Genomic DNA, 21,026 nt, shown 5'->3' with positions numbered 1-21,026 from the left:
GTGCGGGTGACCGAGCTCGCGGCCGCCCGCCGGTGTGGGGCGTGTCCGAGATCCGCCGTTCAGCCACCGCGGCTCGGGCGGGCGGATAGCCTGCTCACGGTGAACGGAGAGACGGAGGAGCAGTGAGCTACCCACCGCAGCCTGATCCCTACGGTTCGCAGTCGGGGCCGTACTCGGGCCAGCAGTACCCCAGTGGGCAGTACCCGACCGGGAACTACCCGACCGGCGGCTACCCCCAGGGCGGTTCGGAGGACTTCTGGCGCCAGGTCGCCGGGAGCCAGCCGCCGATGCCGCCGAAGAAGAAGTCCACCGGCATGGTCCTCGGCCTGGTCGGTGGCGGGGTCGCGGTGCTCGCGGTCATCACGCTGGTCGTGGTCATGATCATCAACGTCAACAGCCGCGACGAGGCCGACCAGCAGCGGACCGTCCCCGCCGAGCAGACGACGAGCCGCACCTCGGAGTCCGGCAGCGGCTCCGTCACCGCGGGGGACTGCATCGGGCTGCTGGACGAGCGCGGCGGCGAGATGACCGAGGAGACCTGCGGGACGCTCGACTCCGACTACCAGGTCGTCAAGGTCGCCAACGGCACCGACCGCTCGGTGTGCGGGGACGACTACAGCAACGTCATCGACGGCAAGACCTACTGCATCGTGCTCGACGTCGAGGTGGGCGACTGCATCACGCCCTACAGCGAGGCGAGCGACCGGATCCCGCTCAAGCTGGACTGCGCCGTGGCGGAGGACCAGATCACCCGGGTCGCGCCGCGCGGTGAGCCGGCGCAGGTGTGCGGCGAGGGCGACGGGTACTACACCTTCGCCGAGAAGACGTTCTGCTTCAACAACGTCCGGGGTGCGTGAGACCGCGACGTGACCTGCGTTGCGAAGCGGTTGACCTGATCACGCGGTGGCACCGGGTTCGCTAGTTTCTCGCGGGTCCAAGATCCACCGACTGGGGGAGTCCGTGACTCATCCACAGCAATTCGGTCAGTACCCGCAGCAGCAGCAACCGCAGTGGGGCCCGCCGCCCCAGGTGCCTCCGCAGGGTGCCCCGGCCGGCGCGCCGCCGATGCCGCCGCAGGGCGGCTACCCGGGCGGCCAGCCGCAGGGCTTCCCGGGTGGTCCGCCGCCGCAGGCGCCGAAGGGGAACGGCGTCGTGCAGAAGGTGCTGGGACTGGTCGGCACCGTGGTCGTCGGCATCATCGTCGTGGTGGTCGTGGCCCTGCTGCGCACCGTCGACGGTGGCGGGATCGCCGTGGGCGAGTGCATCGACCTCACCAACCCGAGCACGACCGCGCCGGAGTGGGAAACCGCCCCGTGCGGGTCGCCGCAGTCCGACTTCAAGGTGGCCAAGCAGCTCGACGGGATGAAGAGCTGCGGCAGCGACTACGACTCGCTGACCAAGTCCGGTGACTACACCATGTGCATGGTGCCGGACGTCTCGGTCGGCGACTGCCTGACCGCGCCGGCGCTGGACATCTCCACGAAGGTGCCGTGCTCGGACCCGGACGCCGCGCAGCAGGTGACCACCGCGGTGAACAACAGCAGCGGTGAGGCCGCGTGCCGCGAGGACTCCGAGCAGTACCTGACCTGGGACGAGCCGCCGCTCACCGTGTGCGTGAAGTCCGTGTGACCCGCGGGGCCACCCGGCGAGACCGCTCGCCGGGTGGTCCCGGTCACCTCGCTGTGCGCCGCTGTTGGCGGGTGATGGACGCGACCTGGTCCAGACCTGCTCGATGTGGTGTCGTTGCAGGGCAACCTCGCTGGTGAGCGGGGGTGTCGGCACGATGAGGGAGGCTTCGATGCGCAGCGAGGACCGCACGGTCCGCAACAACGTCCGGACGCTGATGCGGGAACTCGGGTTGACCACCGTGTTCGGCAACCCGGGCACGACCGAGGTGCCCTTCCTGACGGACTGGCCCGACGACTTCCGGTACGTGCTCGGCCTGCAGGAGTCCGCGGTGGTGGCGATGGCCGACGGGTTCGCGCAGGCGCGCCGCGAACCGGTGCTGGTCAACCTGCACTCCGCGGGCGGTGTGGGGCACGCGCTGGGCGCGATCTTCACGGCCTACCGCAACCGCACGCCGATGATCGTCACGGCGGGCCAGCAGACCCGCACGCTGATGTTCGGCGAGCCCTTCCTCGGGGCCACCGACGCGCCGACCTTCCCGCAGCCGTACGTGAAGTGGAGCTACGAGCCCGCGCGCGCCGAGGACGTGCCGGCCGCGCTGGTGCGCGCCTACCAGCTGGCGACCACACCGCCGTACGGGCCGGTCTTCCTGTCCGTCCCGGCCGACGACTGGGACCAGCCGGGCGTCCCGGTGCCCGCGCGGCCGCGCACCCCGGCGTTCGCGCCGGACCCGACGGCGGTGTTCGAGCTGGTCGAGGCGCTGCGCAGCTGCCAGCGGCCGGCGTTCGTGGTCGGCCCGGCCGTGGACCACGACAACGTCGTCGACGAGATGGTGGAGCTGGCGGAGAAGACGAAGGCGGCGGTGCTGGTGGCGCCGATGTCGCCGCGCTGCTCCTTCCCGGAGGACCACCCGCAGTTCGCCGGCTTCCTGCAGCCCGAGCAGCGGTCGCTGAGCGCGGAGCTGGCCGACCACGACCTGGTCGTGGTGTGGGGCGCTCCGGCGTTCACCTACCACGTGTACCGCGGGGAGAGCGACGTCGAGCTGCCGGAGGTGTTCCTGGTGCACGACGACCCGGAGGTGCTGGCCCGCGCCCGCCGGGGCCGCGGCGTGCTGGGCAGCCTCGGGCACGCGGTGCGGCAGGTCAACGCGCAGGTCGAGGACGTGCCGCGTCCCGCGCCGAAGACCTACGAGCGGCCGCCGAAGCCGGAACCGAGCACGCCGCTGACCGCGGCGTACGTGTTCGACCGGATCGCCGACGCGCTGCCCGCGGACGCGGCGGTGGTGGAGGAGACGCCGAGCCACCGCAACGACCTGCACGAGTTCTTCCCGATCCGCTCCACCGACGGCGGGTTCTTCACCGGCTCGTCGGGTGCGCTGGGCTACGGCATCTGCGCCGCGGTCGGGGTCGCGATGGCGGACCCGGACCGGCGCACCGTGGCGGTGCTGGGCGACGGCTCCAGCATGTACGGCATCCAGGCGGTTTGGACGGCGGTGCAGGAGCAGGCCCCGGTCACCTTCGTGATCCTGGACAACGCCCGCTACGCGGCGGTGGCGGTGCTCGGCGAAGCGGCGGGCGGCGACAAGCTCCCCGGCGTGGAGCTCGGCGGCATCGACTTCACCGCCCTGGCGACCAGCATGGGCTGCCCGGCGAAGCGGGTGGAGACCCCGGAGGACCTCAACGCCGCCCTGGCCGAGGAGTTCGCCGAGGGCAAGCAGGGCCCCACCCTGCTGCACGTCAAGGTCGACCCCGGCCAGCGCTACCTGTACTGACCGGGCACGCACCCTGGGGGCGCACGCCAGTGCTCTGGGCGCGACGTCAAGGGAGGCCGGGCGTGCGATTCCCATGGAAGTGGCACGTCCAACTCCGGTGGGAGTTGCGGGGTGTCGGTGTGTCGGGCACCGGCACGCCGGTGCCGGGGGTGGCCGGTCGGCGCTGTGGGGAGGGGCGCAGCACCGACCGGCCCGCAGGGCCCGCCCGCATCGTCGGGGGCGCGGTCGCGGCCGGGCCGAGGTCGGGAAATCTCTGCCCTGGTGGGGCTTTTCGTCTCTAGAGGCGGCGGAGCGCGTCGAGGACCCGGCGCTGGAGTTCGACCGGTGGCGCCGTGATCGGTGGTGCTGAGGTCGGTGCCTCTGCGGTCGGCGGCGCGGGGTCGTCCTGAGTGGACGGTGGTCCGGTGCGGGGTTCGCGGAGCCGGTGTCGTCCGGTGGGTTCCCGTTGTCGTTCGGCTTCGACGTGCGCGATGAGCTGCCACACGGGCAGCGCGCCCTCGCGGCCACCGGCGTGCTGCGGACCGCGGGTGTTCCAGCAGAGCGCGAAGAGGTAGCAGAGGACGCCGCTGCTGATCATGATGATGCCGGGCAGTGCGGTGGTCATCTCAGGCGCTCCACCCGGTCGACGACGCGGGCAGGTCGCGGACGATCCGGTGCGCCTCGCCGTTGCACTCGGCGCAGGTGGGCCACAGCCACCCGATCTCGGAGTTGTCGGCGGTCAGCCGCTCCCGGCACAGGGTCGTCACGGACGTCCCGCTCGGATAGGCCAACGCCCCCTCCGGCCGCCGATCCGTGCTCGCATGCCGCCGCCCAGCAGCCGGAACCCAGTGGAAGGGGTACATAGTTGCGCTCCTACGCTCAGTTTCTTCGATTTCAGAAACTAAGAGAGTTGCGGCAACCGCACAATTCCTCGATCGAGTGCACGCAACCGAGCTGATCCTCGATCTAGGCTGGCCCCATGGCGAGGAGTGCACGTGCGCGTGGTTTGGGTGCCGAGCTGCGCGCCGCACGTTTGCGAGCAGGCCTTGAGGCTCAGGCGGTGGGGAAGAAGCTCGGCTGGTCGAAGTCGACCATGAGTCGGATCGAGAGCGGCACGAGGCGTGTCGACGAAGCCGATGTTTCAGCGATCCTCGCTGTCCTCGGCGTCACCGGAGACGAGCGCGAGAGGCTGCTCACCCTTGCTCGTGAGCTCGATCAGTCGGTCTGGTGGGAGACTCCTGCGCCGACTGGCTTGCCTGCGCAGCTGACTGCCGTGCTGGGTTTCGAACGCGATGCCTGTCGCATCACGGAGCTGGCGATCAGCTTGGTGCCAGGTTTGCTCCAGACCTACGACTACGCACGTGCGCTCATGATCGGTGGTGGGGTGCCGGAACCCGACGTGGAAGCGCGCGTAGCTATCAGGCGTGGCAGGCAAGACGTCTTGGTTCGACGGAATCCGGCGACGTTCGTGGCCATCATCGACCAAGGTGCGTTGATGCGTCCGGTCGGCGACGCCGGAGTCATGGCCGAGCAGATGCAGCACCTGATCAAGGTAGCTGCCATGCCGAACGTGGAGATCCGCATCTTGCCTTTCGGCGTCCACCCCGGCATCGATGGCTCTTTCTCGTTGTTCGAGTTCCCCAAGGCGCCCGCTGTCGTTCACCTGGAACACCACAGGTCATCGGGCTTCCTCGACGAACCTGAAGACGTTTCCGCATACATGCAGCTGCGGGATACCGTTCTCTCAACAGCACTCAGCGCCGACGAGTCCGTGGCGCTGTTGTCACGGAGCGCTGACGAGTGGGAGAGCAAAGCTGATGAAGAACGACGACGTCAGCAGGTGGCGGACGAGTAGCTACACCACGGCCACGCAGACTTGTGTCGAGGTCGGTGCGTTGGCGGACGGCGCTGCGGTGCGGGACTCCAAGGACCGCGCCGCCGGGTACTTCGTCGCTGATCAGGCGCAGTGGTCGGCGTTCATCGCCGCGATCAAGGCTGGTCGTTTCGAGCGCTGACACCGCACTCAGTGAGTACGCTGAGTCACATGACGTCACGCGATGCTCACGAGTTGTCGCTTCGCTCCGCCTGCCGCGCCGACGGGCAGCCCCAGTCGTGGCGGAAGTCGAGTCGGTCAGGGCAGAACACCGCCTGCGTCGAGGTCGGCGCGGTGGCCGACGGTGCCGCGGTGCGGGACTCCAAGGACCGCGCCGCCGGGTACTTCGTCGCTGATCAGGCGCAGTGGTCGGCGTTCATCGCCGCGATCAAGGCTGGTCGCTTCGAGCGGTGAGCCCTCGAGCTGGGGAGGAGTGAAGGGCGCCGCCCGCCAGCTGGGCCGGCGGGCGGCGCCCTTCGCCTCGTCAGCTGTGGAGGGCGCGTTCGGCCTCGGCCCACTGCTGGGCCGTCGAGCCGCCAGAACCGTCCACATCGGACGCCGCTGCCGGTGCGGCGGCGGTGCGGACGTCGAGGAGGCGGGCGACCTCGCTGCGCAGGTGCACGAAGGTCTCCGACTCGCGCGTGGTGATCTGGTCGCGCTGGTCGCCGAGCGGGACCTCCAGGTCGGCCACGATGTTCGCCGGCGACTTCGACAGCACGAACACGCGGTCCGCCAGGTAGATGCTCTCGTCGATGTCGTGGGTGACCAGCAGCACCGTGCTGTCGTACTGTTTGCGCACGCGCAGCAGCAGGTCCTCCAGCTCGAACCGGGTCTGGGCGTCCACCGAGGCGAACGGCTCGTCCATGAGCAGCAGGGCCGGCCGGCAGGCCAGCGCGCGGGCGATGGACACCCGCTGCTGCATGCCGCCGGAGAGCTGCCACGGGTACTTCTTCGCCGCCTCCGACAGCCCCACCCACTCGAGCACCTCGTCGGCGCGCCGGCGCCGCTCGGCCTTCCCGATCCCGCGCGAGCGCAGCGGGAACTCGACGTTGGAGCGCACCGACAGCCACGGGAACAGCGACCGGCTGTAGTCCTGGAACACCACGGCCAGGTCCTCCGGCACGCCCTGCACCGGCGATCCCTTGAGCTTCACCTCGCCGCTGGTCGGCTCGATCAGCCCGGAGATGGAGCGCAGCAGGGTCGACTTGCCGCAGCCGGACGGGCCCACGATGCAGGCCAGCTCACCGCTGCGCACCTGGAACGTCAGGTCGGCGATGGCCTGGTGGCCGCTCGGTCCGCCGTAGCGGTGGCCGAGCCCGGAGACGTCCAGCATGGTCTCGGTTCGGTTCATGTCAGTTCAGCCTCCGACTGCGTTCGCCGACGACGGTTGCCAGCTCAGCGCGCGGCGTTCCACGGCGAGCAACAGCGTGTTGAGCAGGTACCCGAGGACGCCCAGCAGCACGATGCCCGCCCACATGCCGGGCAGGTCGAACGCGCGCTGGTCGAAGATCAACCGGTAGCCGATGCCGTTGGTGGAGCCCACGAGCTCCGAGACGACCATCAGCACCAGCGCCAGCGACAGGCTCACCCGCAGCCCGGCGAAGATCTTCGGGGTCGCGGCGGGCAGCACCACGCCGAACACCCACTGCCCGCGGGGGATGCGGAACGACCGCGCGGTGTCGACCTTGACCTGGTCGACCGACCGGACGCCGTCCACCGTGTTCAGCAGGATCGGCCACACCACGCCGAAGACGATGACGGTGATCTGCATCTCCGAGCCGATGCCCAGCAGCACCAGGAACACCGGGACCAGCACCGGCGGCGGGATGGCCCGCACGAACGCCATCAACGGGCCGACGTAGTCCATGCCGGTCCGGGACCGGCCGAGCAGCGTGCCCAGGCCGACGCCGAGGACCACCGCGATGAGCCAGCCGCCGAACACGCGCCCGAGGCTGACCAGCAGGTCGGTGTGGACCTCCTCGGTCAGGAACAGCGAGGAAGCCGGGCCGCTGAACCACTTCCGCCCGGCGGCGGCCGCGATCTCCGTCGGCGGCGGGAAGAACGGGTTCTGCACCAGGCGGGTGACCAGCTCCCACAGCACGACCGCGATGACGAACACCAGCCAGCGGCGCACGAACTCGCGGACCCGGCTCGTCACTCGTCCCGCCTCCTCACGATGAGCGGTGGTCTCGTCGTCCGGGCGCGCCTGGACCGCGGTGGCGCCGGACTCGGGGTGGTGCGGGCTGCTCATGCTGCCTCCCGGTCGACCGTGCTCCAGCGCAGACCGCGCCGGTGCAGCAGCTCCAGCGCCTCGTTGATCAGGTAGCCGATGACGCCCGCGACCAGCGTCCCGGCCAGCACCAGGTCCATCCGCCCGGCACCCGAGCTGGCGTCCAGCACGAAGCTGCCCAGCCCGCTGCTGCCGCCGGCCAGGAACTCGGTGCTGACCACCAGGATCAGCGCGACCGCGGCGGACATCCGGACGCCGGTGAGCACGAACGGCGCCGCGTTCGGCAGCGCCACGGTGAACATGACGCGGCCGCGGCCGAGGCCGAAGGAGCGCGCGGTGTCGACCATCACCGGGTCGATCTCGTCCAGCGCGTAGATGGTGTTGAACAGGATCGGCCAGACCGCGGCGTAGACCGCGAGCGAGATCTTGGTCTCCGGGCCCGCCCCGACCAGCACGATCGCCAGCGGGATCAGCGCCACCGAGGGGATCGGGCGCAGGAACTCGATGATCGCGCGGGTGGCGGTCCGGATGCTGCGGACGCTGCCGAGCAGCAGTCCGGCCGGGACCGCGAGGGCGATCGCGATGCCCAGCGAGATGGCCCAGGCCAGCACGCTGGCGATGACGTCGAGCAAGAACGCCTGGTCGCCGAGCAGCTCGAAGAGGCGCTGGAACACCGTGGACGGTGGGGGGAAGTACTGCTGGGGAACGGTCCCGGACCAGCTGAACAGTTCCCAGGCGACCAGGAAGACCAGCAGTCCGAGCAGTCCCCGGAGAGTTTTCGTCATGACCCGATCCAGCTCTGTGACGGTGCGACGCGGCGCTCGTGGTTGGTGTGACCGGATTGCACCACCCGCGGTGGGCGGACGGTCGTGCGGGGCCGCTGGCGGTCGGCGCGCGTGACCGCGCGCCGAACCCGCGGTGAACCGCGGGTGACGGTGAGCGCACGACCCGTGGTCCCGCGCTCACCGCCCACCGGGTCAGGCCTTCGGGGCCACGATCATCTCTTCGACGTTGATGTCGGCGTCGATGAAGCCGTACTGCTTCATCAGCCGCGGCACCCGCTGCAGGCGCGTGGCGTCCGCGCGCGAGTTGAACTTCAGCAGCGTGATGATGGCGGCCGTTTCCTTGTCGATCTTGGCGAACTCGGGCAGCAGCGGTTCGATCTTGCTGCGGTCCTGGGCCTCGGTGACCGCGCGGTCCATGGCCTTCTGGAACGCGGCCACGGTCTTCGGGTTCTCCTCGCAGAACTTCGCCGTCGCGCCGTAGCCGGTCAGCGGCAGGTCCTCCAGCGGCCCGGTGGCGGTGTCGACGACCGGGATCGCACCGTTGCGGGCGGCCATGGTGAGGAACGGCTCGGTGACGATCGCCGCGTCCACGCGGCCCTGGTCCAGCGCGGCCGGCATGTTGATGAACGGCACCGGGGTGAGCTCGGTCTCGCTGTAGTCCACGCCGTGCGCGTCCAGCGTGGCCTTGACCAGCAGCTCGGTGATGGTGTTCGGGCCGCTGATGGCGATCTTCTTGCCCGCCAGGTCCTGCGGCTGCCGGACGTCGGTCTTGCTCGAGGTCATGATGACCGTGGTGTTCGGCGCGGCCGAGGCGCAGTCCGCCACGATCCTCAGCTGCGCGGTGCCGCTGGCCTGGGCGGCGAAGAACGGCACGTAGCTGCTGTAGGTGATGTCGTAGTCCCCGCCGATGGTGCTGGCCAGGGCCGCGCTGCCGTCACTGGCGTTGACGATCTCGACCTTGAGCCCCACTTCCTCGAAGTAGCCGTTCTTCACGGCCAGGTGCAGCGGGGCCAGGTCGTTGATCGGCAGCGCGCCGACCCGCAGGTTCTGCTTCTCCACCAGCTCGTTGCCGCCGCTGTCACCCTGCGACCCGCCGAGGAGTCCGCAGCCGCTCGTCCCCAGCAGGGCACCGGCGGTGACGGCTCCACCCGCCATCTTCAGCAGGCTCCTGCGAGGGAGGGCGCGGGGTACGGGGCTCATGTGTTCCTCCTCGGATGCGGGGTGGGACTGGTCGAGAACGGACCGGTGCCCGATGCTCGACGACCGAGCGCATGCGTGCCCGTTGGATGCGCTGTGGACGGTTCGTGGCACTGGCGACCACCGGCTGCGCGGCTGCGGGTTCGCGGTCAGTCGGTGCACCCCGACGGTGCGGTTCGGTGGCGGGGCACCCGAACTCTAGGACGTCGCCGAAATGCCCACAACCAGCTGTAACTAGCTCGTTGTCACACTATTGGCCCAAATGTTGTCCATACCACTCAACCGTGTGACGAACGCCAGCGTCGGGGGCCTGACTTGTGACGCCCAGTTAAGTATAGTCTCGCCCGTCGAGGTGACTGGCCTCTTGCTTCGGGGGATGCACGTTGTGACCAGGGAGTGTGATGGCAAGCCCGGCTGACAGAGTCTGGGTCTGCGGCTGCTCGACGGGAGTCGAGGATTCGTGGATCCGCTCGTGGGTCCTCGGCGTGGCGACGCCGGTTCGCGGGCACACTCCCAGCACCATGATCAACACCGCCGTGGCGCGAAGAGCGAGTCGGCCGTGGCGGTGACGCACATGTCCGCCGCAGCGCAGGAAACAGGGATGCTCAACAACGACCCCGCGACCGGAGCCGACGGGCCCGACCAGCTGGGAGCCACCCGCACCAAGCGGTGGTGGCTGCGCAACTGGCGCCTCCGGTACAAGATGGCCGCCGTCCTGCTCGTCCCGACGCTGGCCGCGCTGGCCGTCGGTGGTATCCGCGTCTACGACGGCGTGACCACCCAGAGCCGGCTCAGCACCATCGTCGAGCAGGTCGAGCTGGCCCAGCAGGCGGCCGGCCTCACCCACGAACTGCAGCGCGAACGCGACTTCGCGGTGGTGTACACCACGGTCCGCGGCTCCAAGTCCGCTGAGGACTACGCGGCGCAGTCCGGGACGGTCGACAGCGCCGTGCAGCAGTTGCGCGACTTCGAGAGCCGGATTGGCGACTTCTCGCCAGAAGTCCGCCAGGCCTACCGGAGCGCGGTGCACCGCGTCGGCAGCCTCGGCGCACTGCGCGACACCGTCAACAGCAGCTTCACCAGCCCCCAGACGCTGGTCGCCTACAACTCGGTCATCGACACGCTGCTCCAGGTCAACCGCACGGTCGCGACCTCCGCGACGAACACGGAGCTCAGCGAGACCGCGCGGGCGTCCGAAGCGCTCGGCCGCGCCAAGGAGCAGCTCGCCCAGCAGCGCTCCATCCTGCTCAGCGCCGCGCTCCGCGACCGGTTCCTCACCGGCCAGACCGAGGAGATGCGCGCCGCCGACGCGCGGTTCGACGCCGCCTACAGCGAGTTCCAGAACGCGGCGAACCCCGAGCAGCAGTCCCTCTACGCGGCCCGCGTCGCCGGCGCCGCGGTCGACGCCTCCGAGCAGATCCGGCAGACCGCGCTGATCCGCGCCGAGCGCGACCAGTCCGCCTCGCTGTCCGTCCCGGCCCAGACCTGGGGCCAGGTCGCCGGGGAGCGGACCGACCTGGTGCGCTCCGTCGAGGACGCGGTGCTCACCGACTTCCACGACGACGCCGCCGAACTGTCCGACTCCGCGTGGTGGTCGCTGGTCCGCGACTCCGCGTTGCTGGCGCTGCTGCTGGTGGTCGCCTTCGGCGTGGCGGCCTTCATCGCCCGCTCGATGCTCCGCCCGCTGCGCACCCTGCGCTACGGCGCCCTGGAGATCGCGCAGCAGAGCCTGCCGGACGCGATCAAGCGGGTGAACGAGAACCCCACCGCCGCGAGCCAGATCACCGTGCCGCCGGTCCCGGTGCACACCAGCGAGGAGATCGGCCAGGTCGCCCGCACCTTCGACACGGTCAACCAGCAGGCGCTGCGGCTGGCCTCCGAGCAGGCGCTGCTGCGCACCAACATCAACGACCTGTTCGTCAACCTCGCCCGCCGCAGCCAGACCCTGGTGCAGCGCCAGCTGTCCCTGATCGACCGCCTGGAGCAGGACGAGCAGGACCCGGACCAGCTGAGCAGCCTGTTCGAGCTGGACCACCTGGCCACCCGCATGCGGCGGAACAACGAGAACCTGCTGATCCTCGGTGGCACCGACCTCACCCGCCGGATGATGCGCCCGGTGCCGCTCAACGAGGTCCTCGGCGCCGCGGTGTCCGAGGTCGAGCAGTACGCGCGGATCAACGTGGTCGACACGCTGGACCTGGCCATCCAGGGCCGCGTGGTCAACGACTTCGTGCACCTGGTCGCCGAGCTGCTGGAGAACGCCACGGTGTTCTCCAACCCGGACACCGAGGTCACCGTCCGCGCCGCCTACCGCAGGCAGGAGCTCGTCATCGAGATCCGCGACCGCGGCGTGGGCATCGACGCCGAGGAGATCGACGAGATCAACGAGCGGCTCACCCGCCCGCCGGAGATCGACGTCTCGGTGTCCCGCCGGATGGGTCTGTTCGTGGTCGGCCAGCTGGCCCGGCGCCACGACATCCGCGTCGAGCTGCACAACAACGACGGCCTGGAGGGCGGTGCCACCGCCACCGTCCGGCTCTCCGGCGAGCACGTCGTCCAGCTCACCCCGGACGGCCCGATGCCGATGCCCGACGTGCCGCGCACCGGCCGCGGTGACGACCGGCGCGACGCGGTCAGCGAGACCGGCTCGCACCTCGGCCTGGCCGCCGCCTTCGGCGGTGGGCGCAGCGAGCGGGCTGCCGAGCCGCCCACCGAGCGCGCCCCGCTGCCGAAGCTCGACCTCGACCAGCCCGCTGCGCCCGCCCCGCAGCCGCAGGACGAGCCGGAGCCGGAACCGGACGAGCAGGGCACCGCGCTGCCGACCGAGTACTCCGTCACGCTGTCGTCCGGCGATTCGTTGGGGGCGACTGACGTCCCTCGGTGGGAGGATGAGCGGACGGCGCCCGCGGACGACGACGTCCGCGCTGAGGAATGGCCGAGCGGCGAGGACCCGAACGGCTTCGACGGCCGGTGCGGGGTCCCCGCCGCCACGACCGATCTGTTCCACAGCCCGTTCGAAGCGGAGAAGACCGCTCAGTTCACGCCGACGGAGTTCCCGGACGAGCGGGACGAGCCGGCGCACAACGGGAGTGCGTTGAACGGGGCCGGGTACGGCACCGAGAGCAGGACCGATTCCGAGCGCGCCGCGGACAACGGAACCCGGCAGGACGCGGTCTCGGACGCCTCGACCCCAGGGGGGAGCCCGGATCAGGGCGCCCAAGGCCAGCCGCCGGCGTTCGCCGACGACGAGCCGAGAGGGGCCTCCTGGGACATGGACGACGCGCCGACGCAACGCCTGCCGATCTACGAAGCCGTGCTCTCGCAGTGGTTCCGCGAGTCCGATGTGGACGAACCGTCGCTGGGTGCGGAGCCGGGGCCGGCCGAGACCTCGACCTCCCAGTCGGCGGCGGGACAGGCGGAGACCGCGGCAGAACCCAGTGCCGAGGTCCCGCGCACCACCACCCCCGACCCGGGGTGGGGTGGTGCCGACGTCGGCTGGAAGGCGGCCGAAGCGCTGCTGCAAGCCCCGCAGGTCCACGAGACCACTGCGGCCGGGCTGCCCAAGCGGGTGCCCAAGACGAACCTGGTGCCGGGCTCGGCGACCCCGCGTTCGTCGCAGGCTCCCCGCCGCAAGCCCGCCACCTCGCGTTCGGCCGATGCGGTGCGCGGCCGGATGACGAACTTCCAGCAGGGTGTCAAACGGGGTAGGCACTCCAGAGCCGAACCGGTTTCCACCGAACCTCGCTCGAATTCGAGCCGTCCCGAGGAGCAGGAGTGAACGGGTCCGTGCAGCAACCGATGAGCAGCAACAGCTTCAGTTGGCTGATCACCGACTTCGTGCGTCGGGTCCCCGGCGTGGCGCACTCGGTGGTCGTGTCTGCGGACGGCCTGCTGCTCGCCGGATCACAGGGATTGCCGCGGGACCGCGCCGAGCAGCTTTCCGCGGTCGCCTCCGGTCTGGTCAGCCTCACCCAGGGGGCAGCGCGCTGCTTCGAAGCCGGTGAGGTCACCCAGACCGTCGTGGAGATGGAGCAGGGCTACCTGTTCCTGATGTCCATCAGCGACGGTTCCTGCCTCGCGGTCCTGGCCGCGCCCAACGCCGACATCGGCCTGATCGCCTACGAGATGACCCTGCTCGTCGAGCGGGTCGGGCGTCAGCTCACACCGGAACTGCGCGCGCAGCTGCAGGGCATGGGGCGCCGGTGACTGGGGCAGGAGAACGCTGAGGGGAGCTCGCGATGACCACCGGTTCGGAGCCGAGCTGGGACGGTGACCTGTTCCGCCTCTACAACAAGAGGCTGAGCACCGAGTCCTGGCAGGACGATCTCGTGGACGACGAGTCCGGGCAGGACACCGAGTCGTACGGCGAGTACGACCGGGCGCTGTTCGGCGGTCCCGGGGCCGACCTGTTCGGTTCTGGCTACGACACGTCCGCGGAGCCGCCGGCTGCGCCCCGCCCGTCCGACGGCGGCGGCCCGCCCTCGGTTTCGATGCCGTCGATCTCGCAGTCGATGTCCCCGATCTCGCAGTCGATGCCGTCCATCTCGCAGCCGATGGCACCGATCTCGCAGTCCATGCCGTCGATCTCCGGGTCGATGCCGGCCATCCCGAGCGCCGACGCCGAGGACGACGAGCTCGACAGCGGTTCGCTGGTGCGGCCGTACGCCCGCACCAGGGGACGGACGCGCACCGATTATGATCTTGCTATCGAGACGCTGGTGACCACCAGCGAACGCGGTCGCAAGCAGGCGGCCCAGGCCAGGTCGGAGCACCGCTCGATCTCCGAGCTGTGCGTGGAAGCCCGATCGGTCGCAGAAGTCGCCGCACACCTGCGCCTGCCCCTGGGGGTGGTGCGGGTGCTCATCGGCGACATGGCCGACACCGGCCTGGTCTTGATTCACGACAGTGGCATGGTCGTCGGTGATCGGCCGTCCATGGAGTTCTTGGAGAGGGTGCTCAGTGGGCTTCGCAGGCTCTGATCCCCGCATGACGCCGGGTGGCCGGAAGACTTCGACGAAGATCGTGGTCGCCGGTGGGTTCGGCGTCGGGAAGACGACGTTCGTCGGTTCGGTCTCCGAGATCGTGCCGCTGACCACGGAAGCGGTGATGACCGAGGCCAGCGTCGGGGTCGACGACCTCAGCGCCACGCCCGGCAAGGTCACCACCACCGTCGCGATGGACTTCGGCCGGGTGTCGCTGGACGAGGAGCTGATCCTCTACCTGTTCGGCACCCCGGGCCAGCACCGCTTCTGGTTCATGTGGGACGACCTGGTCAAGGGCGCGATCGGCGCGGTGGTCCTGGTCGACACCCGCCGGTTGGCGGACGCCTTCGGGTCCATCGACTTCTTCGACGACCGCGGACTGCCCTACATCGTGGCGGTGAACACCTTCGACGGGGTGCTGCACCACCGCATGGAGGACGTCCGGGAGGCGCTGACCATCGAGCCCTCGGTCCCGATGATCACCTGCGACGCCCGCAACCGCGAGAGCACCAAGCAGGCCCTGATCACCCTGGTCGAGCACGCCATGCGCCAGCGCATGGCCGCCACCCGCTGACCCACCCCGGCTGACGGCGCACCCACCAGCCCCCCAGGGGGCGGGTGGACGCCGCAGGCTGCCCACAGCGGCCGTCCTGCTCGGACCCGGCGTCCCGCAGGTGGCTGGTGGGTGTGGCAGTGCCGTCCGGAGCGGTGGCCCGGCCCGTGCCGCTCGGTCAGTCCTCGACGAGGGCGACGGCCATGATGCGGTGGAGCGGGAAGCGGCCCAGCTCGTCGGTCGCGGTGTCGACGCCCTGCAGCACGCCGCCGCCGACGGTGACCGGGCGCACCACGCGCTCGCTGCGCACGCCGTGCGTGTCCACGAAGCCCAGCCAGACGCTCCGCTGCTCCCGCGCCGCGTCGCGCAACAGCTGCAGCGTCGCCTCCGCGCTGGGACGTCCGCGCTCGGGGCTCACCGCGCTGCCGCGCCGCGCCGTGCCCGCGCGGTCCACCGCGCGCAGCTGGCCCACGATCTCCGCGAGCTGCTCGTCGCCGGGCCGCGCGAGCCCCGCCGGCGGCGCCGGGCGGTTCTTGCCGCGCACGCGGCGCCCGCTCTCCCGCAGGTCGAGGACGTTGCCGTCGGGTCCCTCGGCGACCGGGGTGAACCCGGCCGCGCGCAGGGTCTCCACCACGTCGGCCAGCGGCAGCGGGCTCACCAGGACCGTCGGCGCGATGCGGCGCAGCTCCAGCTGCTCGCTCTCCGGCTTGGCCATCACCTCGGCCAGCAGCAGCGGGTCGTCGCAGCGCAGGAAGGCCGCCGCGGTGCCCGCGCGCAGCCGCCCGTGCCGGCGCGCCACGTCGTCGATGAGGTACGTCAGCGACTGCGGCACCGGGGTGCGCGAGCGGGTGCGGAACAGCGCGTGCAGGTCGTCGGCGGTGTGGCCGGCGTCGAGCGCGCGGCGGACGCTGCTGTCGCTGATCCGGTAGACCGTGGCGCTGCCCGCGGACTCCACGTCCGCGACCAGCTTCATCTCGGCCGCCAGGTCCGGTTCCAGCCGCCCGGGCGCGACGACCGTCAGGTCGGCCTGCACCAGCACGTGGTCCAGCGGCTCCGGCAGCGCGTCGGCGAGCAGGCGGGCCGCCTCGGCCGGGCCGTCGGCGAGCAGCGCGCGCCCGGCGCTGGTCAGCGCGTGCAGCGCCACCACGCCGAGCGTGGTGGCCTCGGCGAGGGTCCAGCGCACCAGGTCGTCGCGCAGCCGACCGCCGCGCCGCGGGGCCCGCCAGGCGAGCACCGCGGCGACGTCGTCGGGGCGCGCCCCGTGGCCGCCGGGCAGCTCGTCCAGGTAGTCGAGGACGCGGCGGCGGTCCTTCGGCGCGAGCGGGCGGCGGAGGTCCTCCGACAGCGGGCCGAGCAGGCGGTCCTTCTCGTCGCGGGCGCCGATCAGGCCGGGCAGGCGCGGCAGGTCCAGCCAGGCCTGCGCCAGCGTGGCCCAGCGCTGCTCGGGCGGGGACGCCAGCCAGGTGTCGGACTGGTAGGTGGGCACCCACTGCGGTTCGGCGGACTCGTCGTGGGCGATGAGGTTCGCCGCGACGGCCAGCTCCACGAGCAGCGCGAGCCGGGTCTCGTCCACCTCGATGGCCTTGGCGGTGCGGCGGAGTTCGCGCACCCCGACACCGCCGGAGCGCAGCACGTCCGGCGGCTCCTCGCCCCAGGCGCCGAGCAGGTCCTCCAGGTGCCGCAGCAGCTCCAGCACCGCACCGGCGCCGGTGCTGTCCACATCGGACTGCGCGGTCGAGGTCAGGTCCGGGATCGGTTCCTCCGCCTCGACCTCGCCCATCGGGTGCTCCCCGCGCACGGCGAGCGCGAGCTGCCGGGGCAGTTCCACGGTCTCCGCGTCGCGGCGCAGCAGCAGTCCCTTGGCCAGCATCCGCTGGACCGGGTTCGTCGCGCGCTCGAGCGGGACCTGCTTGGCGGCGTCCTTGGTCCGGCCGATCGGGGAGCCCGCGGCGAGCTTGTCCACCAGCCGCCGCTCCTCCTCGTCCAGCTCGGCGAGCGCGGCCTTCGCGGCGTCCTCGGTCAGGTGCTCGGCCCGCCGCCCGAGCCCGGCCGGGAAGGTGGGCAGCACCTCGCGGACGGCGGGCGGCACGGCCAGCGCGTCGTCGTCACCCCACGCCAGCGCCAGGTCGCGCAGCCGGTCCACCGCGCGCCGGGCCTGCGGCGGGGTGATGTCACCGCCCAGCATCCCGGCCACCGCCTCCAGCGTGACCGGCGCCTGGTCGGCGTCGAGCAGCACCAGGGCTTCCAGCGTGGAGAGGGCGAAGGAGTCCAGGTCTTCGCAGGCCCGTGCCACCGAGGAGCGCACCCCGACGCGGGTGGCCAGCACCGAGGTGTCCGCGGGCGGTGGGGTCGCGAGGTCGGGGCGAGCGCGCAGCAGCGCCACGAGGGCCTCGTCGCTGCGTGCGCGCAGCCATTCCGCTAGCGGGGACATCCCCACCACGATACCCAGCGGACCCCGCTCGACGGGCCCGTCGACGCCGGTCGCGCAGCGCACGCGGACTATGGGCATGCACACCCTTGGATGAGGTCGACCACCGCGTCCGGCAAACTGGACCTGGAGTGTCAGCCCGGAGAGCACAGGAGGACGACGTGGCCGGCAAGACCAAGAAGGACCGCATCGACCCGACGTGGCCGAAGGTCAGCGACGGCGAGCACGCCGTGAGCGAGTTCCTGGCCGGCAAGCAAGGCGCGGAGTCGCCGTTCGGCAGCACCACGTTCCCGCTGGACACCGTGCCGTACGTCCACCCGGTCACGCGCATCAACAAGTGACCCGCCTGTCAAGGGCAACCGGCTGGTAACGGGACCGGACGTCGATCACACAGGCGAAAGTTCTAGGATTTTTCGTGCTGGGTGAAGTTCCGGTCGCTTAGCAGGCCCGAAGGGCTTGCATCCCGGATGAGCGATCCACTCCGGCGGTCGGCCGACCGCCGGAGAACGGCACCCGACACAAGTCCACAGCCGTACCGCTCGACAGGGGTGTGCCATGCCGGTTCCAGGTCCGGGTTACTCGATCACCGTGCGCGTCGAGGCTCCGCCGTCGACGACCGCAGCGGGCGATCTGACCAGCGCCGTCGGTCGCGCAGGCGGGGTCATCACCGCGTTCGACGTGGTCGAGTCGCACGCCGACCGCATCGTCGTGGACATCACCTGCAACGCGCGGTCCGCCGACCACGCCAACGACCTCGCCGAGGTGCTCAGCGGGCTGCCCGGGGTGCGGGTCCGCAAGATCTCCGACCGGACGTTCCTGGTCCACCTCGGCGGCAAGATCGAGGTCGGCTCGCGGGTCGCCCTGAACAACCGCGACGACCTGTCCCGCGCCTACACCCCGGGCGTGGCCCGGGTGTGCACCGCCATCGCGGAGAACCCGGAGGACGCCCGGCGCCTCACCGTCAAGCGCAACGCCGTCGCGGTGGTCACCGACGGCTCCGCCGTGCTCGGCCTGGGCAACATCGGGCCGGAGGCGGCGCTGCCGGTGATGGAGGGCAAGGCGGCGCTGTTCAAGAAGTTCGCCGGCGTCAACGCCTGGCCGGTGTGCCTGGACACCCAGGACACCGAGGAGATCATCCGCGCGGTCGAGCTCATCGCCCCCGTCTACGGCGGCATCAACCTGGAGGACATCGCGGCCCCGCGCTGCTTCGAGATCGAGGCGCGGCTGCGGGAGAAGCTCGACATCCCGGTCTTCCACGACGACCAGCACGGCACCGCGATCGTGGTGGTCGGCGCGCTGCGCAACGCGCTGCGCGTGGTGGACAAGGACATCACCGACTGCCGCATCGTGGTGTGCGGCGTGGGCGCGGCCGGGTCGGCGATCATCCGGCTGCTGCAGCACAAGGCGCCCGCCGACATCATCGCGGTCGACGTCGACGGCATCGTCCACGAAGGACGCGGCGACACCGACCGGAACCTGCAGTCCATCGCCGCGAGCACCAACAAGGAGGGCCGCACCGGCACCCTCGCCGACGCGGTGCGCGGCGCCGACGTCTTCATCGGCGTCTCCGCGCCGAACCTGCTGTCCGCCGACGACGTGGCGACGATGAACGACGACGCCATCGTCTTCGCGCTGGCCAACCCGGACCCGGAGATCGACCCGCTCGACGCGCAGAAGCACGCCAAGGTCGTGGCGACCGGCCGCAGCGACTACCCGAACCAGATCAACAACGTGCTGGCGTTCCCGGGCTTCTTCCGCGGTCTGCTCGACGCGCACGCGCACCAGATCACCGACGACATGATGATCGCGGCCGCCAACGCGATCGCGGACGTGGTGGACGGCGAGCGGCTGAACGCCTCGTTCATCGTGCCGAGCGTGTTCGACTCGGCGGTGTCCCCGGCGGTGGCCGACGCGGTGAAGAAGGCGGCGCTGGCGGCCAAGGTCGGCGAACCCGCCCACGCGGGCGGCTCCTCCCTCCCCTGGAGCATGGCCGAAGACATCGACTTCTGACCCCCACCCCTCGCGGTCGCGTGGGTCGTGAGTGCGTGGACCGGCTGGAGCCGGTCTTCCCGCTCACGACCCGCTAGCTGCGGAGCCCGGGGCCGCTGCGCGGTGCTCTAGGCTCGACGCATGGCGCAGGAAGAGCTCACGCACGTCGACCAGGCCGGTGCCGCGCGCATGGTCGACGTGTCCGCGAAGGAGGCCACCGCCCGCCGGGCCGTCGCCACCGGCGTCGTGCGCACGACCGCCGAGGTGATCGGCCTGTTGCGCCGGGACGGGCTGCCCAAGGGCGACGCGCTCGCCACCGCCCGCATCGCGGGCATCATGGCCGCGAAGCGCACACCCGACCTCATCCCGCTTTGCCACCCGATCGCGATCACCGGCACGAAGGTCGACCTGGAGCTGGGCGAGACCGAGGTGCGGATCACCGCGACGGTGAAGACCACCGACCGGACCGGGGTGGAGATGGAGGCGCTCACCGCGGTCGCGGGCGCCGGGCTCGCCCTGCACGACATGATCAAGGCCGTCGACCCGGCCGCGGTGCTCGACGAGGTCCGTGTGGAGCGCAAGGAAGGCGGCAAGACCGGCACCTGGACCCGCGAGCCCTGACCGGCGATCATCCCCGGGGAGCAGCTCCCTCGACGACGGCCCGGTCGCCGGGCGCGCGCAACACACAGGAGGTCTCCATGACGAGGACAGCGCGGGTGATCGCCGCGTCCAACCGCGCCGCGGCCGGGGTGTACCCGGACCGCACCGGGCCGGTGATCGTCGAGTGGCTGCGCGGCCGCGGTTTCGAGGTGCCCGACCCCGTCGTGGTGCCCGACGGCGACCCGGTGGGGGAGGAGCTGCGCCGCGCGGTCGCCGACGGCGCGGACGTGGTGATCACCACCGGCGGCACCGGGATCAACCCGAACGACCGCACCCCCGAGGTCACCGCGGCGGTGCTGGACTACCCGATCCCCGGGCTGGCCGACGCGATCCGCTCCGCGGGTCTGCCGGAGGTGCCGACCGCGGTGCTCTCCCGCGGACTGGCCGGGGTCAGCGGGAAGACGCTGGTCGTGAACCTGCCGGGTTCGCGCGGCGGGGTCAAGGACGGCCTGGGAGTGCTGGACGGGGTGCTGGAGCACGCCCTCGACCAGCTGCACGGCGGTGACCACGTGGCCCCGGAGCGGGCCCCGGCGGACGTGCTGCGCGCCGACGTGACCGAGCAGCCGATCGACGTCGACGAGCTGGCCCGCGCGGTGGAGCACCGCGCGGCGGGCGCGGTGGTGACCTTCAGCGGCGTGGTCCGCGACCACGACGGCGGGCGCGGCGTGCGGGAGCTGGAGTACACCGGCCACCCCACCGCCTCCGAGGTGATCACCGGGGTCGCGCAGGACGTGGCGAAGCGCTTCGACGGGGTGCGCGCGATCGCGGTCTCGCACCGCACCGGCCTGCTCGCGATCGGCGACGTGGCGCTGGGCTGCGCGGTGGCGGCCGAGCACCGCAAGCAGGCCTTCACCGCCTGCTCGGAGCTGGTGGACGAGGTCAAGCGCCGGCTGCCGATCTGGAAGCGCCAGGTCTTCGACGACGGCACCGAGGAGTGGGTCAACTGCCCCTGA

The 21,026-nt window shown here is 71.3% G+C and carries 21 protein-coding genes; 14 read left to right on the top strand and 7 right to left on the bottom strand.

The genetic code is table 11. The features are described from left to right. Positions 1 to 122 precede the first annotated feature (122 nt). The 3 genes from HNR68_RS01180 to mdlC all read left to right on the top strand — a co-directional run bounded on the left by HNR68_RS01180 (position 123) and on the right by mdlC (position 3,397). Positions 123 to 857 carry a hypothetical protein gene (locus HNR68_RS01180; protein ID WP_179716757.1) on the top strand — a complete coding sequence of 245 codons (735 nt, stop codon included), beginning with the start codon at positions 123 to 125 and terminating at the stop codon, positions 855 to 857. A gap of 103 nt (positions 858 to 960) precedes the next feature. Continuing rightward, positions 961 to 1,629 (top strand): LppU/SCO3897 family protein, encoded by a 669-nt coding sequence (locus HNR68_RS01175; RefSeq protein ID WP_179716755.1) that lies wholly within the window; start codon positions 961 to 963, stop codon positions 1,627 to 1,629. A 169-nt stretch (positions 1,630 to 1,798) separates the two neighbouring features. Continuing rightward, entirely contained in the window at positions 1,799 to 3,397 is a 1,599-nt protein-coding gene (gene mdlC / locus HNR68_RS01170; RefSeq protein WP_179716753.1) for a benzoylformate decarboxylase, read from the top strand. 277 nt (positions 3,398 to 3,674) lie between these two features. Here the strand turns inward: mdlC and HNR68_RS01165 are convergent, their stop codons facing one another. After that, positions 3,675 to 4,001 (bottom strand): hypothetical protein, encoded by a 327-nt coding sequence (locus HNR68_RS01165; RefSeq protein ID WP_179716751.1) that lies wholly within the window; start codon positions 3,999 to 4,001, stop codon positions 3,675 to 3,677. A gap of 1 nt (position 4,002) precedes the next feature. Next, positions 4,003 to 4,239, bottom strand: a complete 237-nt coding sequence (locus tag HNR68_RS01160; RefSeq protein ID WP_179716749.1) for an HC3 family zinc finger protein — start codon at positions 4,237 to 4,239, stop codon at positions 4,003 to 4,005. 116 nt (positions 4,240 to 4,355) lie between these two features. Here HNR68_RS01160 and HNR68_RS01155 point away from each other — a divergent pair, with 116 nt between their 5' ends. Genes HNR68_RS01155 through HNR68_RS01145 form a run of 3 tightly spaced genes read left to right on the top strand, consistent with a single transcriptional unit; the run spans position 4,356 to position 5,663 of the window. Beyond that, a complete protein-coding gene (locus HNR68_RS01155; protein ID WP_179716747.1) occupies positions 4,356 to 5,231 on the top strand; it encodes a helix-turn-helix domain-containing protein in 876 nt (291 codons plus the stop codon). A gap of 40 nt (positions 5,232 to 5,271) precedes the next feature. Then, a complete protein-coding gene (locus HNR68_RS27530; protein ID WP_380575054.1) occupies positions 5,272 to 5,391 on the top strand; it encodes a DUF397 domain-containing protein in 120 nt (39 codons plus the stop codon). A 53-nt stretch (positions 5,392 to 5,444) separates the two neighbouring features. Then, entirely contained in the window at positions 5,445 to 5,663 is a 219-nt protein-coding gene (locus tag HNR68_RS01145; RefSeq protein WP_246330367.1) for a DUF397 domain-containing protein, read from the top strand. Between the two features lie 70 nt (positions 5,664 to 5,733). On the opposite strand, the gene HNR68_RS01140 is transcribed toward HNR68_RS01145, so the two are convergent. From HNR68_RS01140 to HNR68_RS01125, 4 genes are all read right to left on the bottom strand, one after another. Then, positions 5,734 to 6,600 carry an ABC transporter ATP-binding protein gene (locus tag HNR68_RS01140; RefSeq protein WP_246330366.1) on the bottom strand — a complete coding sequence of 289 codons (867 nt, stop codon included), beginning with the start codon at positions 6,598 to 6,600 and terminating at the stop codon, positions 5,734 to 5,736. Between the two features lie 6 nt (positions 6,601 to 6,606). Continuing rightward, positions 6,607 to 7,500: an ABC transporter permease gene (locus tag HNR68_RS01135; RefSeq protein ID WP_179716744.1), complete on the bottom strand. Its 894-nt coding sequence runs from the start codon at positions 7,498 to 7,500 to the stop codon at positions 6,607 to 6,609. Continuing rightward, positions 7,497 to 8,264, bottom strand: coding sequence for an ABC transporter permease (locus HNR68_RS01130; protein WP_179716743.1), 768 nt, complete (start codon positions 8,262 to 8,264; stop codon positions 7,497 to 7,499). Before HNR68_RS01130 ends, HNR68_RS01135 begins: the two co-directional genes overlap by 4 nt. A gap of 192 nt (positions 8,265 to 8,456) precedes the next feature. Further along, complete coding sequence (locus tag HNR68_RS01125) at positions 8,457 to 9,419, bottom strand: ABC transporter substrate-binding protein (RefSeq protein WP_246330365.1); 963 nt, start codon at positions 9,417 to 9,419, stop codon at positions 8,457 to 8,459. Between the two features lie 643 nt (positions 9,420 to 10,062). Between HNR68_RS01125 and HNR68_RS01120 the strand changes: the two genes are divergently transcribed. From HNR68_RS01120 to HNR68_RS01105, 4 genes are read left to right on the top strand one after another with little or no spacing between them, the layout of a single operon-like run. Beyond that, positions 10,063 to 13,239, top strand: coding sequence for a sensor histidine kinase (locus HNR68_RS01120; protein ID WP_179716741.1), 3,177 nt, complete (start codon positions 10,063 to 10,065; stop codon positions 13,237 to 13,239). Between the two features lie 20 nt (positions 13,240 to 13,259). Further along, positions 13,260 to 13,667, top strand: coding sequence for a roadblock/LC7 domain-containing protein (locus HNR68_RS01115; protein ID WP_179716739.1), 408 nt, complete (start codon positions 13,260 to 13,262; stop codon positions 13,665 to 13,667). A 32-nt stretch (positions 13,668 to 13,699) separates the two neighbouring features. Beyond that, positions 13,700 to 14,440, top strand: a complete 741-nt coding sequence (locus HNR68_RS01110; RefSeq protein ID WP_179716737.1) for a DUF742 domain-containing protein — start codon at positions 13,700 to 13,702, stop codon at positions 14,438 to 14,440. A gap of 7 nt (positions 14,441 to 14,447) precedes the next feature. Further along, complete coding sequence (locus HNR68_RS01105) at positions 14,448 to 15,017, top strand: GTP-binding protein (RefSeq protein ID WP_218888157.1); 570 nt, start codon at positions 14,448 to 14,450, stop codon at positions 15,015 to 15,017. A 157-nt stretch (positions 15,018 to 15,174) separates the two neighbouring features. Here HNR68_RS01105 and HNR68_RS01100 read toward each other — a convergent pair whose 3' ends face one another. Beyond that, a complete protein-coding gene (locus HNR68_RS01100; RefSeq protein WP_179716733.1) occupies positions 15,175 to 17,427 on the bottom strand; it encodes a helicase-associated domain-containing protein in 2,253 nt (750 codons plus the stop codon). A 158-nt stretch (positions 17,428 to 17,585) separates the two neighbouring features. Here HNR68_RS01100 and HNR68_RS01095 point away from each other — a divergent pair, with 158 nt between their 5' ends. The 4 genes from HNR68_RS01095 (at position 17,586) to HNR68_RS01080 (ending at position 21,026) form a co-directional block, all read left to right on the top strand. Then, positions 17,586 to 17,765 (top strand): hypothetical protein, encoded by a 180-nt coding sequence (locus tag HNR68_RS01095; RefSeq protein WP_179716731.1) that lies wholly within the window; start codon positions 17,586 to 17,588, stop codon positions 17,763 to 17,765. 214 nt (positions 17,766 to 17,979) lie between these two features. Next, complete coding sequence (locus HNR68_RS01090; protein WP_179716729.1) at positions 17,980 to 19,434, top strand: NAD-dependent malic enzyme; 1,455 nt, start codon at positions 17,980 to 17,982, stop codon at positions 19,432 to 19,434. Between the two features lie 120 nt (positions 19,435 to 19,554). Beyond that, positions 19,555 to 20,034, top strand: a complete 480-nt coding sequence (gene moaC / locus HNR68_RS01085) for a cyclic pyranopterin monophosphate synthase MoaC (protein WP_179716727.1) — start codon at positions 19,555 to 19,557, stop codon at positions 20,032 to 20,034. 77 nt (positions 20,035 to 20,111) lie between these two features. Next, positions 20,112 to 21,026 carry a molybdenum cofactor biosynthesis protein MoaE gene (locus HNR68_RS01080; protein WP_179716725.1) on the top strand — a complete coding sequence of 305 codons (915 nt, stop codon included), beginning with the start codon at positions 20,112 to 20,114 and terminating at the stop codon, positions 21,024 to 21,026.

The sequence above is a fragment of the Saccharopolyspora hordei genome (genome assembly GCF_013410345.1).
Taxonomy (GTDB): domain Bacteria; phylum Actinomycetota; class Actinomycetes; order Mycobacteriales; family Pseudonocardiaceae; genus Saccharopolyspora; species Saccharopolyspora hordei.
The sequence above is the reverse complement of the archived record's forward strand: the minus strand, read 5'-3'. Positions and strand labels throughout refer to the sequence as shown.

What these genes read in the sequence shown, in the direction of transcription:
- mdlC (WP_179716753.1), top strand. Translation starts at nt 1,799, where the DNA reads ATGCGCAGCGAGGACCGCACGGTCCGCAACAACGTCCGGACGCTGATG.
- HNR68_RS01165 (WP_179716751.1), bottom strand. Translation starts at nt 4,001, where the DNA reads ATGACCACCGCACTGCCCGGCATCATCATGATCAGCAGCGGCGTCCTC.
- HNR68_RS01160 (WP_179716749.1), bottom strand. Translation starts at nt 4,239, where the DNA reads ATGTACCCCTTCCACTGGGTTCCGGCTGCTGGGCGGCGGCATGCGAGC.
- HNR68_RS01155 (WP_179716747.1), top strand. Translation starts at nt 4,356, where the DNA reads ATGGCGAGGAGTGCACGTGCGCGTGGTTTGGGTGCCGAGCTGCGCGCC.
- HNR68_RS01140 (WP_246330366.1), bottom strand. Translation starts at nt 6,600, where the DNA reads ATGAACCGAACCGAGACCATGCTGGACGTCTCCGGGCTCGGCCACCGC.
- HNR68_RS01135 (WP_179716744.1), bottom strand. Translation starts at nt 7,500, where the DNA reads ATGAGCAGCCCGCACCACCCCGAGTCCGGCGCCACCGCGGTCCAGGCG.
- HNR68_RS01130 (WP_179716743.1), bottom strand. Translation starts at nt 8,264, where the DNA reads ATGACGAAAACTCTCCGGGGACTGCTCGGACTGCTGGTCTTCCTGGTC.
- HNR68_RS01125 (WP_246330365.1), bottom strand. Translation starts at nt 9,419, where the DNA reads ATGGCGGGTGGAGCCGTCACCGCCGGTGCCCTGCTGGGGACGAGCGGC.
- HNR68_RS01120 (WP_179716741.1), top strand. Translation starts at nt 10,063, where the DNA reads ATGCTCAACAACGACCCCGCGACCGGAGCCGACGGGCCCGACCAGCTG.
- HNR68_RS01115 (WP_179716739.1), top strand. Translation starts at nt 13,260, where the DNA reads ATGAGCAGCAACAGCTTCAGTTGGCTGATCACCGACTTCGTGCGTCGG.
- HNR68_RS01110 (WP_179716737.1), top strand. Translation starts at nt 13,700, where the DNA reads ATGACCACCGGTTCGGAGCCGAGCTGGGACGGTGACCTGTTCCGCCTC.
- HNR68_RS01105 (WP_218888157.1), top strand. Translation starts at nt 14,448, where the DNA reads ATGACGCCGGGTGGCCGGAAGACTTCGACGAAGATCGTGGTCGCCGGT.
- HNR68_RS01100 (WP_179716733.1), bottom strand. Translation starts at nt 17,427, where the DNA reads ATGTCCCCGCTAGCGGAATGGCTGCGCGCACGCAGCGACGAGGCCCTC.
- HNR68_RS01090 (WP_179716729.1), top strand. Translation starts at nt 17,980, where the DNA reads ATGCCGGTTCCAGGTCCGGGTTACTCGATCACCGTGCGCGTCGAGGCT.
- moaC (WP_179716727.1), top strand. Translation starts at nt 19,555, where the DNA reads ATGGCGCAGGAAGAGCTCACGCACGTCGACCAGGCCGGTGCCGCGCGC.
- HNR68_RS01080 (WP_179716725.1), top strand. Translation starts at nt 20,112, where the DNA reads ATGACGAGGACAGCGCGGGTGATCGCCGCGTCCAACCGCGCCGCGGCC.